This window comes from Paenibacillus taichungensis (assembly GCF_047302525.1).
GTDB lineage: Bacteria > Bacillota > Bacilli > Paenibacillales > Paenibacillaceae > Paenibacillus > Paenibacillus taichungensis_B.
On record NZ_CP168020.1, the window covers coordinates 3,197,837 to 3,214,965 of the forward strand.

Sequence of the window (17,129 nt, forward strand, 5' to 3'; positions counted from 1 at the left end):
CATGCAAGAATTAAGCGAACATGAAGTCGAAGAAATTTTACAGAATCAACGGCAGTTTTTCCGCTCAGGGGTTACTCGTTCGGCCGAGTCTCGAATTGCACATTTAACCCGGTTGAAACAGGCGATTCAAAAGTATGAGTCCCGTCTTACCGAGGCGCTCTATCAGGATTTGGGCAAGAGTGAGTTCGAATCTTATACTACAGAGATCGGATTTATGCTGGATAGTATCACGCACACCATTCGCCAAGTGAAGAAATGGGTCAAGCCGGTCAAAGTTAAAACTCAATTCGCGCTGGTCGGTTCCAAAAGTTATATCATTCCTGAGCCGTATGGTGCGGTATTGATTATTGGACCTTTTAACTACCCATTCCAGCTATTAATTGAACCCCTGGTTGGTGCGTTGGCAGCAGGCAATACGGCAGTCCTCAAAGCATCAGAGAACACACCAGCCGTCTCCGCTGTTATTCGCGAGATGATTACCTCCGTATTCGAACCAGCTTATGTTCACGTGGTCGAAGGAGCCAAAGATACAACCACGGCGCTCATTAATGCGCCATTTGACTATATCTTTTTTACAGGAAGTGTACCGGTTGGCAAAATCGTCATGGAGGCCGCTGCCAAAAATCTCGTTCCGGTTACGCTGGAGCTTGGTGGTAAAAGTCCGGTTATCGTGGATAAGCACGCAGATCTCAAAGTGGCTGCACAGCGCATTATATGGGGGAAACTGCTTAATACGGGTCAGACCTGCATCGCACCGGATTATCTGCTTGTGCATGAACAGGTGAAAGATACGTTGATCACCGAAATGAAAGCAGCAGTGGAGTCGTTCTTTGGCACAAATATCCAGCACAATCGAGACTATGGTCGAATCGTCAACAAGGCCCATTTCAAACGTCTCACTACCCTTATTGAACGCGATCAAGCCCTCGTCATCTATGGTGGTTACTCCGATGAGGAAGATCGCTTTATTGAACCGACGTTTATTGATGCCGAATCGTGGGAAGCGGCAACGATGGAGGACGAAATTTTTGGTCCAATTCTGCCGATTATCAGTTATTCCCATATTGATGAGGCGATTGCAGGTATTGTGAAGCGGCCGAAACCGCTGGCACTCTACCTCTTTACATCTGATACACAACTACAGGATAAAGTGATGCGTGAGGTTTCTTTTGGGGGCGGCTGCATTAACGATACGATTACCCATGTAGCCAACCCACGTCTGCCTTTTGGAGGGGTAGGACATTCCGGTCTTGGTTCATATCACGGGCGTTATAGCCTGGAGACCTTCTCTCATATGAAAAGTGTGCTCAAAAAGAGCATCAGGTTGAACCTGTCTATTTTATATCCGCCATACGATAACAAGCTGAAGACGATTAAACGTCTATTAAAATAAAAAAACTGACGTTTAATCGTAAGCAAATTAAATACCATACTGGAATGATGTTCAATGGATGAAGCTCATTCGGGAGCAGGCTGTTCCTGTCTATAGCGTGTGGGTGAAATCCCTGACCAGCGCTTGAATTGACGACTGAAATGGGCAATATCTTTGTAGCCTAACATGGCAGCGATATTCTGCACCGACAGCTTGGGGTTACCCAGCAGAACTTTGGCTTCATGCAGAACCATTTCAGATAAATATACACGCGGAGACTGACCATATACCTGCCGAAATACACGGTTACAATGTGAGGAACTGATGCCCAGCTCTGCAGCAATATCATCAATGCCATAATGGCTGTCGGACTCACGTCCCTGCTTAAATTGCTGACTCACCAGTCCTTGCAGCCGATTACGAATTTGATGTGCCAGTTCGATCTTCTCATATCCGTCCGTAAACAATTGAGCGGCTTCCTGAGAGACAGCCTCCCATAAATGGCCGAACAACTCAAATACCGCCGATTGCAGCTGCATGCGCTGTACCATCGTACTCGCCGCCCGGTTGTCCGCAGAAGACATTAATTTGCGAAGGACAGGCTCGATCTGGCGGGTGACCGGACTATCTACATCGAACAAAACCTGCTTGATTCGTGCAAGCAAAGAGAGAAATAACTGATCATCGATATCAAAATGCATGCAAAAATACGTAAACCCCTTGCCGTTATGGCTCAGGCTGGAATGAATACTTCCTGGAGGAATCAGGAGTAATTCTCCAGCCTTTTGAATATACAGCTTGCCGTCCACGGTCATGTATTGTTCGCCTTCCGTTACATAATTCAGCTCATATTGTGGATGTTCGTGGGCTGGATAATCCCAATCGGCCCCGACACTTCGCAAATGTATGGCGAACAAATTCACCGTTGTTTGTACATCCGGGTAGAATACTTCATGTACACTCTCTCCCAAAGCGGGAGGCAAATAGGTGGAAGACATGGAAGACCCCCTTGATAAAAAATATAGAAACAGATGTAACCGCTTTATTTATATTATAGTCTATTAGCTTGATTTGGGTAAATATCCGATTGATTTGACCATGGTCTACGGTGGAATGCCCATGGTAGGATGGGGCTAATGAAAACGCATGCAAACCATTTTGAGAGGGGTCATCGTTCATGAGCACATCCAAATCCATCTTTTATAATGCCCATCACTCACCGATCGGGGCTTTTGCCAGCTTTACGCTTGGATACAAAGGAGCCAAAGGCGGACTAGGCCTGGAGCTTGGCAAGCCAGCAGATCAGAACGTATATATAGGTTTACAATCTCGCGACAGTGAGAACTACGAAGCACTCCCATTTTTCGAAGCCGTTGAAGATGCAAGCGTTCGATATGATGTAGAGAAAGTGGAGAATTCGGATTCAGATCAGGTGTCTTCGGCCTCGACGGAAAGTGGAGCGAGCACGCCAGCGGCAGTTGCAGCACAGGGAACACGCCCACTGATTTCAGCGTTCCGCGATGAAGAGATTACCCGCGAGTTCACTTCAGGAATAGATACGTGGACGGCGGGTGATCTGACTTTCCGTATTTACTCACCTGTGCGTCCTGTACCCGAACCGCTGAGTGGCGATCGTGAAGCAATAATGGATGCGCTTGTGCCTGCGGTGCTGGTGGAGATGACAATTGATAACACGCAAGGACGGCAGTCGCGTAAAGCATATTTTGGCTACCAAGGTAATGATCCTTACTCAGCCATGCGTATCATCGGAGGACCTGAGGGTGGGGCATTAACCGGAGTTGGACAAGGTCGCCTAACCGCCATTTTGTCTGCGGATGAGGGGCTATGGCCTGCACGCGGATTTACTCTGGACAAGATATTGCAGGAGAAGCATCGTGAGAATCTGGCGTTCGGACTGGGCGAAACAGCTGCGTTGTTGATGGACGTCCCCGCTGGAGAGAAGCGTACATACCAATTTGCCGTCTGTTTTTATCGCGGCGGGATCGTTACTTCGGGTATGGACACGACCTATTGGTATAGTCGTTATTTTGCAGATATCCTGGAAGCCGGAAAATACGCGCTAGACCGTTTCAACGAGCTGACTGCTTCCTGTAAGGAAGTTGAGCAACGTCTCGGTGTATCTGCTTTGAGTGAAGATCAGTCATTTATGCTCGCCCATTCCATTCACAGCTATTATGCAAGTACACAACTGCTGGATGCGGACGGCCAGCCGTTCTGGATCGTAAATGAAGGCGAATACCGGATGATGAATACACTCGATCTGACCGCAGATCAGTTGTATTTTGAACTTGCCTTAAATCCTTGGACCGTGCGTAACGAGTTGGAGTGGTTTGTGAAACGCTACAGTTATACAGATCAAGTGCGGTTCCCGGGCGAAGAGAAGGAATATCCGGGCGGCATTACTTTCACGCATGATATCGGCGTGGCAAATGTATTCTCACGTCCGGGGCACTCGGCATATGAACTGGTGGGTATTGATGACTGCTTCTCGCAAATGAGTCACGAGGAACTGGTCAACTGGCTCTGCTGTGCAACTGTATATATTGAACAGACGCAGGATCGGGACTTTGTTAAAGAGATGCTGCCCGTCATTCGGGATTGCTTCGAAAGCATGTTAAACCGGGATCATCCGGATGAACAACAACGCAATGGCCTAATGGGGCTGGATAGCAGTCGCACCAAAGGTGGAGCCGAGATTACCACATACGACAGCCTGGATGTGTCGCTTGGACAGTCCCGTAACAACATCTATCTGGCAGGCAAATGCTGGGCCGTCTATGTAGCACTGGAGAAGCTGTTCGCTGCAGAGAAGCTGGCTGAGTTGTCTCATCACGCAGGACGTCAGGCAGATCGCTGTGCAGCCAGTATCGCAGCCCAGTTAACCGATGGTGGCTACATTCCGGCAGTTATCGCCGAAAATAATGATTCCCGTATCATTCCGGCCATTGAAGGCTTGGTGTTCCCATACTTCACCGGCTGTGAAGGCGCGCTGGATGTAAATGGCCGTTTCGGTCCTTACCTGCAAGCGCTTCGAACCCACTTTAAAACCGTTCTTGTCCCTGGCACTTGTTTGTTTGAAGATGGAGGCTGGAAGTTGTCTTCTACGAGCAATAACTCATGGCTCAGCAAAATATATCTGTCTCAGTTCATTGCACGAGAACTGCTGGGCGTGGAATGGGATGAAACAGGGAAGGCTTCTGACGTTGCTCATGTAAACTGGCTGCTGCATCCAGAGGAATCCTACTGGTGCTGGAGTGACCAGATCCTGGCCGGTGTAGCGGTCGGAAGCAAGTATTACCCGCGCGGAGTAACATCGATTCTATGGCTGCTCGAAGGCAAAGGTAATCGTCTGGAGCAGATCTATGCTAGCAAGGAGGCTGTACAATGAGCAACACAACCGTTCAATCCAATATCTCCGGCCCGCAATATGATGCGTGGCTTGGATATCTTCAAAGTCAATCCGCAGTGAAAGGGAACGCCAAAAAGGCATCCCCTGCCTGGAGCCATACCGTGTCGGTGGCGGAAGATCAGGAAATCATATCAACAGCAATTGCCGAACTGACACAGGGGCTGGATAAGCTGTTTGGCATCAAGCCGAAAGTTAATCATGAAGTTGCCAGCCAAGCGAGTGAGCCGGATTTAGCGAACCAGGAGGCACAAGGGATATGGCTTGGCACATGGACGGGATCGGAAGCTGTAGCTCAGGCCTTCAGCGACACGGAACGCTCTACCGTGCAAGGAGAAGGTTATATTATCCGCGAAGATAAGGAACGGGGCAGGCTGATTATTGGTTCTGAAACCCCTCAAGGTGTTCTATATGGTACCTTTCATCTGTTGAGGGAACTTGTTTTGGAGCAAGAAAACTCAAACGATGTCCATCCTGCTGCGGGAAGATTAAGCTATATTTCTGAGCAGCCAGTTAATGCATTACGCATGATCAATCAGTGGGATAATGTGGACGGTAGCATCGAGCGTGGTTATGCTGGAAAATCCATTTTCTATGACAATGGAGAATTCACTCGTGATCTCGGACGTATTCGAGATTATGCCAGATTGCTCGCTTCTACAGGCATTAACGCCATTTCAATCAATAACGTTAACGTGCATAAGCGTGAGAGCCTGTTCCTGACGGAACGTTTCCTGGGTGATGTTGCGAAGGTTGCTGCCCAATTCAGAGCGTACGGCATCCGATTGTTCCTAAGCGCCAACTACGCAAGTCCGATAGAGATTGGTGGATTGCTTACGGCAGATCCGCTGGATGAACAGGTCCGTGAATGGTGGAACATTCAGACAGCCAAGGTGTATGCGGCAATTCCGGACTTTGGCGGCTATCTGATCAAAGCGGATTCGGAAAATCGGCCGGGACCCTTCACATATAACCGTGATCATGCCGATGGAGCGAACATGCTGGCCGAGGCACTTTGCCCATTCGGTGGACTGGTGATTTGGCGCTGCTTCGTCTATAACTGCAAGCAAGACTGGCGTGATCGCTCCACAGATCGCGCACGGGCGGCATATGACCACTTCAAGCCACTGGATGGCCGATTTGCGGATAACGTCATTTTGCAGATCAAGAATGGACCAATGGACTTTCAGGTTCGCGAGGCCGTATCTCCGCTGTTCGGGGCAATGAAGACCACAAATCAGGTGTTGGAATTCCAGATTACGCAGGAGTATACGGGCCAGCAGCGACATCTGTGTTATCTGGTTCCACAGTGGAAAGAAGTATTGGATTTTGATACGTTTGCCAAGGGGCCAGGTTCTGAAATCAAACGCATTGCTGACGGTTCTCTGTACAACAGGCCTTACAGCGGCTTTGCCGCAGTCTCCAATATCGGTGCAGATGCTTGCTGGACAGGACATCCGCTCGCTCAGGCGAATCTATATGGATATGGGAGACTTGCCTGGAATCCAGAGCTGTCATCGGAAGAGATCGCGGAGGAGTGGGTTAGACTTACATTCGGACATGACGAAGAGGTCGTTCGTCTAATCTCGGGCATGCTTTTGAATTCATTGGATATCTATGAAAGTTATACGGCACCACTCGGTGTAGGCTGGATGGTTAATCCAGAGCATCATTATGGGCCAAATGTGGATGGCTATGAGTATTCCAAGTGGGGGACGTATCACTTTGCCGATTGTGATGGCATTGGTGTGGACCGGACAGTGAGCAGTGGAACAGGATACACTTCCCAATACCACCGCGAAAATGCCGAAAGATATGAATCCCTAGATTCCTGTCCGGATGAGCTGCTGTTATTTTTCCACCATGTCCCGTATACACATGTTCTGCATTCTGGCAAAACGGTCATTCAGCACATTTATGATACACATTTTGAAGGTTCAGAGCAGGCTGCGGCATTAGCTCAGACCTGGGGACAGCTGGAAGGCAAGATTGATTCTACTGTATTTGATAAGGTGTCTGCGTTACAGGCAGGGCAGGCGGAGCATGCCAAGGAATGGCGAGACATGATCAATACGTACTTCTATCGCAAAAGTGGTATTGCAGATAAACAAGGAAGAACGATATATTAATCTGGATACGAAAGCTAGAACTGTCGGATCTTCTTCGGAGGAAAGAACAACGTTGGCATACATAAGAAGGAGGGAACATATGGGACATCATCAATTACCCGAGACCATGAAGGCTGCTGTAATGACAGAGCCTGGGCACATCATCATTGAGGAACAGGCTGTACCACAGCCGGCTGAAGACGAGGTACTCATTCAAGTGATGGCCGTTGGCGTCTGCGGATCGGATGTGCATTATTTTGAACATGGCAGAATTGGCCGATTTGTGGTTGAGAAACCAATTATACTCGGACATGAATGTGCAGGTATCGTAGCAGCTGTAGGCTCGAAAGTATCACGGCTGAAAGAAGGAGATCGGGTAGCCATTGAGCCTGGGGTAACCTGCGGACGATGTACGGCATGTAAAGAAGGCCGTTATAATCTGTGTCCCGATGTGCAATTTCTGGCGACGCCTCCGGTAGATGGGGCATTTGTACAGTACATGACCATTCGAGAGGATATGGTTTTCCCGATCCCGGATTATCTGTCTTATGAAGCGGCAGCCATGAACGAACCTTTCTCGGTTGGCATTCATGCTGCAAGACGTAGTAAACTGGCTCCGGGAACCACACTTGCTATTATGGGCATGGGACCTGTTGGACTGATGGCTGTTGCAGCTGCCAAATCGTTTGGCGTAGAACGCATCATCGTCACAGATCTGGAGGAAGTGCGGTTGGAGGCTGCTCGTCGAATGGGCGCCACCCATACCATTAATGTACGGAACGAAGATGCACAGGCGGTGATCCGTGAGTTAACGAACGGCGTCGGTGTAGATACAGCTTGGGAAACCGCGGGGAATCCGAAGGCGCTTCAGTCAGCATTATATTCGCTCCGCCGCGGAGGCAAGCTTGCTATTGTAGGACTGCCTGCACAGGACGAGATTGCCCTGAATGTTCCTTTTATCGCGGACAACGAGGTTGATATATACGGAATCTTCCGTTATGCCAATACGTATCCAGCGGGAATTGAATTTCTGAGCTCAGGCCAGCATGATGTGATGTCCCTGATTACTGACCGTTATTCGCTTGAGGAGACCCAACAGGCCATGGAACGAGCATTGCACAACAAGAGCGGCAGTCTGAAAGTAATGGTGTATCCGAACGGCAAATGAATCTATTTCGAAGGAGCCCTGATGTTTAGGGCTTCTTTTTTTGTATTTTTCGCCATAAAAGGATTAAACAAGCTTCCATAACGTGGTATAATGCATGAAGATTTTAATATATAAAATTATACACACCAAATATGTTGAATAGCATCTAGCGAAAGGAACTGAAGGTTGTGAGAACACATGAATTTATGATTCACTCTGATTTCCAACGGGATGATCTGATGTCTGTATCTTCTCAAGCGTCGCGTTTTGCCTCGGATATTTCATTGTCATTTATGGATGCGAATCATGAGCATCGTGTAGATGTCAAAAGCCTGCTCGGAATGGCGCTTCTTCCCATTCGACATGGCAGTGTGGTGAGATTGCAGACACGGGGAAGAGATGAACTTGAAGCGTTGGAATATATGCTGAATGTATTGGAGAAGGGCTTAACTTGAACGCTGAAACCTGTGCTAATCACAGTGAATTGTAAAATATTTATCGTTTCTTCAATTCCGACTGGTACTTCGTCCAAAAAAAGAGTATAATAAAATTTAGTTCTATTCTAAGAAGTACCCATATTAAAGGAGTGTAAATAGATTATGCCAAAAGCTGATATCCATCCAAAGACACAGACAGTAATTTTCTTCGATGCAAGTGCTGATTACAAATTCCTGAGTTCTTCGACTAAATTCTCGAACGAAACAATGGAATGGGAAGATGGTAACTCTTACCCAGTAATCCGTGTGGACACTAGTTCCGCATCCCACCCATTCTTCACAGGTAAACAAAGAAACGTGGACATCGGTGGTCGTGTTGATAAATTTAACCGTAAATACAACATCAAATAGTTTGTCCAACCATTACAAGAAAACCTCGGGATCACTCCTGAGGTTTTTTTGTTTGCATGCCGATAGGTAAACTCATGTAATTCAGAGTGAAAAGTAATTCTAATACCCATACATATTCAATTTATCTAAAATTAATTCAACCAATTATTGCGCTTACAATACTTTCGGATGTACACTAGGAAACAGAGTCAGACATATTGGAGGAGGAAATAGAGATGAGCAGCATCAATCATATGGTAACGTTTACACTTTACGCAGGTAAAGATACACCCGAAGCAGAGGCATTTTTGAAAGAGAGTGCGGATGCACTGGCGAATATTCCCGGAGTAGAGCAATTCCAGGTCCTGCGTCAGGTGAGCGAAAAAAATGAATTTGACTACAGTTTTTCGATGGTATTTGCCAATCAGGCTGCGTATGATGCATATAATGATCACCCGGTTCACCGCAAATATGTGGAAAAACGGTGGGAAAAAGAAGTTAGTCGCTTCCAGGAAATCGATCTCATTCAGCACGGGAAGTAACGAATTGATGAATCTCATTGAACAAAGCAGAAAAATAGCACGAAATTCGAAAGCGTTTTCTAGCTTGATTAATGATGGTTAAATCATTTTAAAATCCCTCTTTTTTCATCGCTAAATTTCGTGATTACACATTTGGCTCAAAGGAGGGGACTTGTCCCTATGAAATTGGATCTTACAGGTAAAACGGCGCTGGTGACTGGCGCAACCGGTCAATTGGGAAGGGTCATCTCTCGTACGTTGGCATACTGTGGTGCTGACCTCGCGCTGCATTACATAAATAATGAAACGAAGGCTAGAGAGCTTCAGGCTGAGATTGAAGCCATGGGTCGGAAAACGGTCATTGTTCAGGGAGATATCACGAAGCAAGATACGGCATTTCGGATACGGGATGAAATTCAGTCCAGCCTCGGCGATGTCGATATCGTAGTTGCCAATGCGGTCATCCAATATGCCTGGACAACGGTGCTGGAACAATCACCGGATGATTATATAAGCCAGTTCGAATCATGTGTAATGCAGAGTGTGTATCTTGCAAAAGCATTCATCCCATATATGAAAGAAGCCAGAGCAGGTCGATTCATTGGAATCAATACGGAATGTGCGATGCAAAATTTCGCTACCCAATCAGCATATACTGCAGGAAAACGCGGCATGGACGGTTTGTACCGTGTGCTGGCGAAAGAGGTAGGCGAATATCAGATTACGGTCAACCAGGTTGCGCCTGGATGGACGATCAGTGAGCGCGACCGCAACAGTGAGTCGGGACATGATGAGGGTTATATTCAAACTGTACCGTTGAAACGCAGGGGAGAAGATCAGGAAATTGCCAATGCCGTAGCATTTCTGGCATCCGACCTGTCCTCATTTATTACAGGAGCTTATATCCCAGTCAGTGGTGGCAATGTGATGCCTGCCATTTAATTTGGCTTTATTGATGTGAATGAATTATTAAGTATGCAATAAACCGCTTTGTAAACCATAACAACCCATGATCCGTTTGTCAGTCCATGACAAGCGGATTTTTGTATATACCCATAAATACATATAATTTTGTTTCTTATTTCAAAAGATTGGGGTAAAAGAATAGGTAGTTTAACGCGGTGGAAACATAACTCAAAATAAGCGAATAAAGGAGACCGACCTGTCATGAAAAAAACAATTGCAGACGTTCTGGTCGAAGCACTATTGAACGCAGGCATCAAACGCATCTATGGTATCGTTGGAGACTCCTTGAATGCGGTACTGGATTCCATCCGTCGTTCGGGAAAAATTGAATGGATTCATGTCCGCCATGAGGAAGTGGCTGCTTTTGCGGCCGGGGCAGATGCCCAAGTGAGCGGAAGTATCGCCGTATGTGCGGGCAGTAGCGGACCGGGAAACATGCACTTGATTAACGGTCTGTATGACTGTCATCGGAACCGTGTACCGGTACTTGCCATCGCTGCTCATATTCCAAGTGATGAGATTGGGAGTGAGTATTTTCAGGCGACTCATCCAGAGTATTTGTTTCAGGAATGCAGTCATTATTGTGAAGTCATCACAACAGCCAAACAGATGCCGCGTTCCTTTACGATGGCAATGCAGACCGCAGTAGCGCGTTCAGGCGTTTCCGTCATTATACTGCCGGGTGATGTAGCGGCTTTAGAAGCGGCTGACCTGCCTGTGCCGGAGCATGTATATCATGCCACAAAGCCTGTTGTACATCCTTCCGAACCTGAACTGCGGAAACTGGCGGAATTCCTGAATCAAGGCAAAAAAATTACGTTGCTGTGTGGTGCAGGCTGCGCAGGTGCACGTGAACCTCTCATGCAGCTCTGTGATCGCTTGAAATCTCCTATGGTTATTGCTTTGCGAGGCAAGGAATACCTGGAATATGATAACCCGTATTCGGTGGGCCTCACGGGATTAATCGGGTATTCATCCGGTTATCATGCCATGATGGACTGTGATGTGCTCCTGATGCTGGGAACAGATTTTCCGTACCGTCAATTCTTCCCGGAAGATGCGGTTGTACTTCAAGTGGATATTCAGTCTTCACACCTTGGTCGCCGTACAAAGCTCGATTATGGAGTGTGCGGAGATGTGAAAGCTACCATTGAAACATTGTTACCTTATTTGACGGAAGAGCATAGCGACAAACATTTGCATAAAAGTGTGGAACGTTACGAGAAAGTTCGTAAAGAATTGGATGAGCTTGCCGTAGGGAAACCTGGGAAAACACCAATTCATCCTCAGTATCTAACCAAGGTCATCAGCAATGCTGCAGCGGAAAATGCGATCTTCACCTGCGATGTAGGTACACCTACGGTATGGGCGGCTCGCTACATTGAAATGAGCCGCAATCGCCGATTGCTGGGTTCATTCAGTCATGGCACCATGGCGAATGCTCTTCCACAGGCAATTGGAGCGCAGGTGTCTGATCCGGGAAGACAAGTGATATCCTTATCTGGTGATGGCGGCATTGCCATGCTGATGGGTGATCTTCTGACGCTTAAACAGCATAATCTCCCGATTAAAGTTGTCGTGTTTAACAACGGTGCACTCAGTTTTGTTGAGCTGGAGATGAAAGCTGCCGGATTGCTTGAATCCGGAACCGAGCTCGTAAATCCTAACTTTGCCATGGTAGCCCAAGCGATGGGATTGGAAGGGATACGGGTTGAAGATCCGGCTGATCTGGAAGGGGCTGTAGAGCGTGCATTGCAGCATGATGGTCCGGTTCTGATTGATGTTGTGGTGAACCGTCAGGAGCTGTCCCTGCCTCCGAAGATTAATATAAAACAGGCCGAAGGCTTCACCTTATGGATGATGAAGGCGGTGCTGAATGGGCGTGGCGATGAGCTGATCGAGCTCGCAAAAACCAATTTGCTAAGATAAATATTAGGTTTTCTTTAGCATTATCGCAACATGTTCAACCGTAGATCTGAGAATGTAAATGCATGAAATTAAACTGTACATCTCACCAAAAAGAAGGGGACCATTACACGCTTTTATTAAGGAGCTCCCCTTCTTGAGATGTGTGGTATGTGATGGATATTATAGTATGTATTCATATTATATAATTTGTTTTTAAATTGTAACTCCTTTAAAATAGGTAAAGTCAGGCAGGATTCAAGTCTTTTCACCCTACATATGTTGCATTCCGATGCAATACCGCTTCATATCGAATTAACCGATCCGATGACAGATGACGAACACACATGGAGGAGATCAGAATGAGTCACAAAGGAAAAGTAGCAATTATCACTGGAGCAGGAAGTGGATTAGGCCAAGCGACTGCACTGAAGCTGGCAGAGAAGGGCGCATCTATTGTTGTCGTTGATCTCGTGGCAGAGACGGGTCAGGAAACTGTAAAACAGATTGAGAAGCTCGGCGGTAAAGCCATTTTTGTACAAACAGATGTAAGCAAGGCGAACGAGGTAGAGAATTATGTTAACAAAACGATCGAGGAATTCGGTCGAATCGACATGTTCTTCAATAATGCCGGGATCGCTGGTCCTGGTATCAAACTAATTGAGCATACCATCGAGCAGTTTGACCAAATCATTGATATTAACCTGAGAAGTGTATTTTACGGATTGAAATATGTGATTACCGAAATGCTCAAAACAGGCGGTGGTTCAATCGTCAATACGGCATCTACAGCAGGTATTGTGGGTGTTCAAGCGGTTGCACCATATGCAGCGACGAAGCATGGCGTAGTTGGACTGACACGTACAGCGGCCATTGAGTACGGTAAAGAAAATATTCGTGTGAATGCCATTGCCCCAGGTACGATTGAAACTCCTATGGTGGTTCAGTTTGGGAAGGATAATCCTGAAGTGTTCAAAGCGACCCTTGACAGCATTCCATCCGGTCGTCTCGGTAAGCCTGAAGAGATTGCCAATCTGGTATCCTTCCTGCTGGGAGACGAAGCTCCTTATATTAATGGCGCTGTTTATCCAATTGATGGTGCTGTAACTGCACAATAAGGCATCAATCAGACTGAATAAGAAAGAGAGGCTACTGTAATATCACAGTGCCTCTCTTTTGGCATTTTATCATTTTTATTCTTGAGCTCACGCTCCTTTATGCCACATTGGATGATTCGGTCTGAACTGCCGTGGAATTTCCCTGACGGTAGGCAAGGATAATGATAATCATCGCAATCACTACTCCTGCGGCTCCAATCCAGGTGATGGATGACAATGAAACTGCGCTGACGGCGATTCCCCCAATACCGGCACCGGCAGCCATGGCCAGTTGCATAACGGAACTGTTCAGACTTAACATAATACCAGACGATTCCGGAGCCATTGTAACCAGATTATATTGCTGTGTGGGGCCAGAAGACCAGGCGGCGAAGGACCATAGAATCAACACAATGAAGATGGCCACACCCGAATGAGCCGTGATGTTCAGCATTAGCAGACTTACGACATGCAAGGACATTCCCAGGATGAGCGTTCGTTTTACTCCCATACGATCGGCACTGTATCCTCCAGATTTGGAACCAATCAGACTTGCGATACCAAAAGCCAGCAAAGCGGAACTTAACAACATTTCGCTCATGCCCGCAACAGATACCAGGTAAGGTGAAATGTAGGTATACGCAATGGAATAGCCTCCTAACCAGAAAAAGCTGACAAGCAACGCAAATCCAATACGAGGTTGTTTAAGGAGGGCTAATTGTTTTTTCAAAGGAACCGGTGCTTCGCCTTCAGATGGTGGGATCGTAGATGCAATAACAACCATGGCGATCACACCCAAAATCGCGATACCTGCAAAAATCAGTTTCCAATCCCAAGCTGCAGCAACCATTCTGCCCAGTGGAACTCCCACGATCAGAGATGCGGTAAACCCCGTAATGACCGTTGCGATAGAGCTGGCTTGTTTGCCTGCGGGCGCTATTTTGGCAGCGACTGTCAAGGCAGTTACAACGACGACTCCGGCGCCCAGCGCCATGAGGACTCGCGCAGCGATAAAGAGTCCATATCCAGGTAACAGGTAGGCCAAGACGTTACCAACGACAAAAAGTCCCAGAAAGTAAAGCAGCAGCTTACGTCGGTCCATGCGGGATGTTAAGGCGATAATGATGGGCGTACCGAGCGCATAAACGAGTGAAAAGATTGTGATCAGCTGTCCCGCAGCAATCAACGATATATTCATGGTGTCCGAGATCCGATCCAGAATACCCGCAATGACATATTCGGAGGTCCCTACAAGAAAGCTGACCAAAGCTAGGACATAGATTTTCCAGGTGTTAGACATGAGTATATAACCTCTTTCTGATTGTAATTATTATATTTTTAGAAATATAGAAATAAAGACGAGAGATCTGGATCTAGAAATAACTAATGCACCAATGAGGCAAGGATGATTACTTGATCTATCAAATGTACCGGGTGTTATGACAAAAGGATATTTATACGACTACGAAGAGGCTCAGCCGACCAAGTAGCAATACAATATAATGATTTTATATTTCTAGTATTATAGAAATATAAAACAAAAATTTTATCTCTCCAACAGATAAGGAGCGAATCTCTGTACAGTATCCGCATTCAGGCTGTAGTAAATATACGTACCTTTCTTTTGTGAGGTCAACAAACCACAATCGGATAGCTGCTTCAGGTGATGAGATAAAGTGGACAGCGCTACGGTTACAAGCCGATTTTCCAAATCAGCGGGGCACAGGTTGCTTTCACCCGAAAGGATCTGAATGATCTTATATCGGGTTTGTTCACCCAGAGCTTTATGAATTTTGACGACCTGTTCAGTATCAATCGATTTGGATTGCATCAAAATGGCTCCTTTCGTCTTTATTTCTTATTTCTATAAATATTGAAATAACTTTAACATGTCTTTTGAAAAAAGTAAACTCCCCACGAAGATCTTTGTTTCCAGTCGAACATGAATCAACTGAAAGCAAAAACCTTTGCAGGAAGTTGGGAAGTCTATCTACGCTCACTAATTATAGGCGTTCAAGATATTCGACGTATTCTTTGGCATCTTTCAACGACAGGTTTCTGGCTTCACGAGCCTTTTTGATTGCAATTATTTTCTTGCCCTGTTGTGCAAGTGCCTGCAATTCTCTATCAAGTTCAGTCAGGTCAGCATGTGTCGGTGGAGGCGGGGACACATTCACTGAAGAAGTGTTATAACTGAGAGGGGAGTGTGCGGTACTGCCTGAACCATTCTCCAGACGTTCTACATCCCTTTTCAATTCATTCAGCTGTGTCTGCAAGCTGATGACGCGAACCAATAAGATAAGAATAAGAAGTAAAAAAACGACTAAAACAATGGTGTTAATTTCCATGCAAGCAGGTGCCTCGCTTTCCTTGCTTCAAATACATATCTATTTAAGTTGTACCGGGATCTCCTTAACACCACGAACAATCATGCCGGGTCTCCATTCAAGTTCATTAACACCAGTCTGAAGCTGCATATCGGGAAAGCGTCGAAGCAGCGTATTAATGGCAATCTCGCCTTCCAGTCGCGCGAGAGGGGCTCCCAGACAGAGATGAATGCCTTTGCCAAAAGCCAAATGTGCGCTCTTCTCGCGAGTGATGTCAAAAACATCCGCATCCTTAAATTTCTCTTCATCCCGATTGGCTGAATCCAGAGCTACAATAACAAGTTCACCTTCAGCTATGTGATGTCCATGAAATTCAATGTCCTCGGATGCCCAGCGGGACGTGCTGAATTCAACCGGGCCGTTATAACGCAGCATTTCTTCAACAGCATTATGGATTAACTCAGGTTTCTTTATCAACAGGTCGCGTTGTTCCGGGTGCTCCAAAAGGGCGAGTACACCATTACCGATCAGATTAACGGTTGTTTCGTGTCCGGCGATGATCAGCAGAGCGACAACACCAAGCAGCTCCTTTTCAGAGAGTTGTTCTCCTGATTCTTCAGCCACTACGAGCTGGCTGATCAGATCGTCACCCGGTTGCTCACGTACTTTGGCAAACCAGGCATTCAGGTAATCAATGAATTCCTGGGCATGCTTTTCAAACACTTCGGAATTCTCCGCACTTGTCGCATCGATGATGGAATTGGACCATAGACGGAATTTGTCCTGATCCTCAAGGGGTACACCCAGGATTTCACTGATCACAATGATCGGTAATGGAAAAGCAAACTCATCGATCAGATTCATCTTGTCCTGGGAATCGAGATTATCCAGGAGATCGTCGGCAATATCTTGAATATGGCTTCTCATGCCCTCAATCAATCTGGGAGTAAAAGCCTTCTGTACGAGTCCACGCAACCGGCGATGATCAGGTGGATCGGAAAAAAGCATGTTATGCACGAAGATATTTTGTTGATCGGGTCCGTAACGTTTGACTACATCCTTACTGAAGCGGTTGTCTTTTAATACTTCGACTGCATCCTCATATTGGGTAATAATCCAACCGAAATCACCATGAGGGAACAGGACTCTGTAAATGGGATCATTCTGTCTCAGCTTTTCATATACGGGGTAAGGGTTCTGTGTGAATTCTCGGGTGAAGAACTCAGGCTGTGAAGTTTCATTTGTACTCAAATGGTTAATCTCCTCTCATCAAAAGCTCGTAATGTTACGCATCTTATCTAAGGGATCATATGTTAATTTCGGTGGCTTCATACGAAAAGCCTGCACCATCTATATATTCAATATTGGAGCGATTGAAACCTTGTTAATCTGCTTGAACCATATTACGGATCGTTTAACGAACTATAGGGAC

15 protein-coding genes are annotated in these 17,129 nt (G+C 46.4%); 10 read left to right on the top strand and 5 right to left on the bottom strand.

Annotated features, from left to right (window positions below; translation table 11 throughout):
- Position 1: 1 nt before the first annotated feature.
- A complete protein-coding gene (locus ACDJ58_RS14460) occupies positions 2-1,393 on the top strand; it encodes an aldehyde dehydrogenase (RefSeq protein WP_413379670.1) in 1,392 nt (463 codons plus the stop codon).
- A 65-nt stretch (positions 1,394-1,458) separates the two neighbouring features.
- Here ACDJ58_RS14460 and ACDJ58_RS14465 read toward each other — a convergent pair whose 3' ends face one another.
- The gene (locus ACDJ58_RS14465; RefSeq protein ID WP_413379027.1) at positions 1,459-2,370 is read right to left on the bottom strand and encodes a helix-turn-helix domain-containing protein; all 912 of its coding nucleotides are present in this window, start codon (positions 2,368-2,370) and stop codon (positions 1,459-1,461) included.
- Positions 2,371-2,549: 179 nt separating this feature from the next.
- Here ACDJ58_RS14465 and ACDJ58_RS14470 point away from each other — a divergent pair, with 179 nt between their 5' ends.
- From ACDJ58_RS14470 to ACDJ58_RS14510, 9 genes are all read left to right on the top strand, one after another.
- A complete protein-coding gene (locus tag ACDJ58_RS14470; RefSeq protein WP_413379029.1) occupies positions 2,550-4,781 on the top strand; it encodes a glycoside hydrolase family 52 protein in 2,232 nt (743 codons plus the stop codon).
- Entirely contained in the window at positions 4,778-6,928 is a 2,151-nt protein-coding gene (locus ACDJ58_RS14475; RefSeq protein ID WP_413379033.1) for an alpha-glucuronidase family glycosyl hydrolase, read from the top strand. Before ACDJ58_RS14470 ends, ACDJ58_RS14475 begins: the two co-directional genes overlap by 4 nt.
- 79 nt (positions 6,929-7,007) lie before the next feature.
- Positions 7,008-8,075: an NAD(P)-dependent alcohol dehydrogenase gene (locus ACDJ58_RS14480; RefSeq protein ID WP_413379035.1), complete on the top strand. Its 1,068-nt coding sequence runs from the start codon at positions 7,008-7,010 to the stop codon at positions 8,073-8,075.
- 167 nt (positions 8,076-8,242) lie between these two features.
- The gene (locus ACDJ58_RS14485; protein WP_413379037.1) at positions 8,243-8,509 is read left to right on the top strand and encodes an HPr family phosphocarrier protein; all 267 of its coding nucleotides are present in this window, start codon (positions 8,243-8,245) and stop codon (positions 8,507-8,509) included.
- Between the two features lie 144 nt (positions 8,510-8,653).
- Entirely contained in the window at positions 8,654-8,902 is a 249-nt protein-coding gene (locus ACDJ58_RS14490; protein ID WP_063563876.1) for a type B 50S ribosomal protein L31, read from the top strand.
- 215 nt (positions 8,903-9,117) lie between these two features.
- Positions 9,118-9,423 (top strand): Dabb family protein, encoded by a 306-nt coding sequence (locus ACDJ58_RS14495; protein ID WP_413379040.1) that lies wholly within the window; start codon positions 9,118-9,120, stop codon positions 9,421-9,423.
- A 159-nt stretch (positions 9,424-9,582) separates the two neighbouring features.
- Positions 9,583-10,344 (top strand): SDR family NAD(P)-dependent oxidoreductase, encoded by a 762-nt coding sequence (locus tag ACDJ58_RS14500; protein WP_413379042.1) that lies wholly within the window; start codon positions 9,583-9,585, stop codon positions 10,342-10,344.
- 225 nt (positions 10,345-10,569) lie between these two features.
- Positions 10,570-12,297, top strand: coding sequence for a ubiquinone-dependent pyruvate dehydrogenase (poxB, locus tag ACDJ58_RS14505; RefSeq protein WP_413379044.1), 1,728 nt, complete (start codon positions 10,570-10,572; stop codon positions 12,295-12,297).
- Between the two features lie 338 nt (positions 12,298-12,635).
- The gene (locus tag ACDJ58_RS14510) at positions 12,636-13,391 is read left to right on the top strand and encodes an SDR family NAD(P)-dependent oxidoreductase (protein ID WP_063563872.1); all 756 of its coding nucleotides are present in this window, start codon (positions 12,636-12,638) and stop codon (positions 13,389-13,391) included.
- A gap of 97 nt (positions 13,392-13,488) precedes the next feature.
- Here ACDJ58_RS14510 and ACDJ58_RS14515 read toward each other — a convergent pair whose 3' ends face one another.
- The 4 genes from ACDJ58_RS14515 to ACDJ58_RS14530 all read right to left on the bottom strand — a co-directional run bounded on the left by ACDJ58_RS14515 (position 13,489) and on the right by ACDJ58_RS14530 (position 16,948).
- Positions 13,489-14,670: an MFS transporter gene (locus ACDJ58_RS14515; protein ID WP_413379047.1), complete on the bottom strand. Its 1,182-nt coding sequence runs from the start codon at positions 14,668-14,670 to the stop codon at positions 13,489-13,491.
- Between the two features lie 246 nt (positions 14,671-14,916).
- Positions 14,917-15,201, bottom strand: coding sequence for an ArsR/SmtB family transcription factor (locus tag ACDJ58_RS14520; RefSeq protein WP_413379049.1), 285 nt, complete (start codon positions 15,199-15,201; stop codon positions 14,917-14,919).
- 172 nt (positions 15,202-15,373) lie between these two features.
- The gene (locus ACDJ58_RS14525) at positions 15,374-15,718 is read right to left on the bottom strand and encodes a hypothetical protein (protein ID WP_413379051.1); all 345 of its coding nucleotides are present in this window, start codon (positions 15,716-15,718) and stop codon (positions 15,374-15,376) included.
- A 39-nt stretch (positions 15,719-15,757) separates the two neighbouring features.
- Positions 15,758-16,948, bottom strand: a complete 1,191-nt coding sequence (locus tag ACDJ58_RS14530; RefSeq protein WP_413379053.1) for a cytochrome P450 family protein — start codon at positions 16,946-16,948, stop codon at positions 15,758-15,760.
- Between the last annotated feature and the right edge of the window lie 181 nt (positions 16,949-17,129).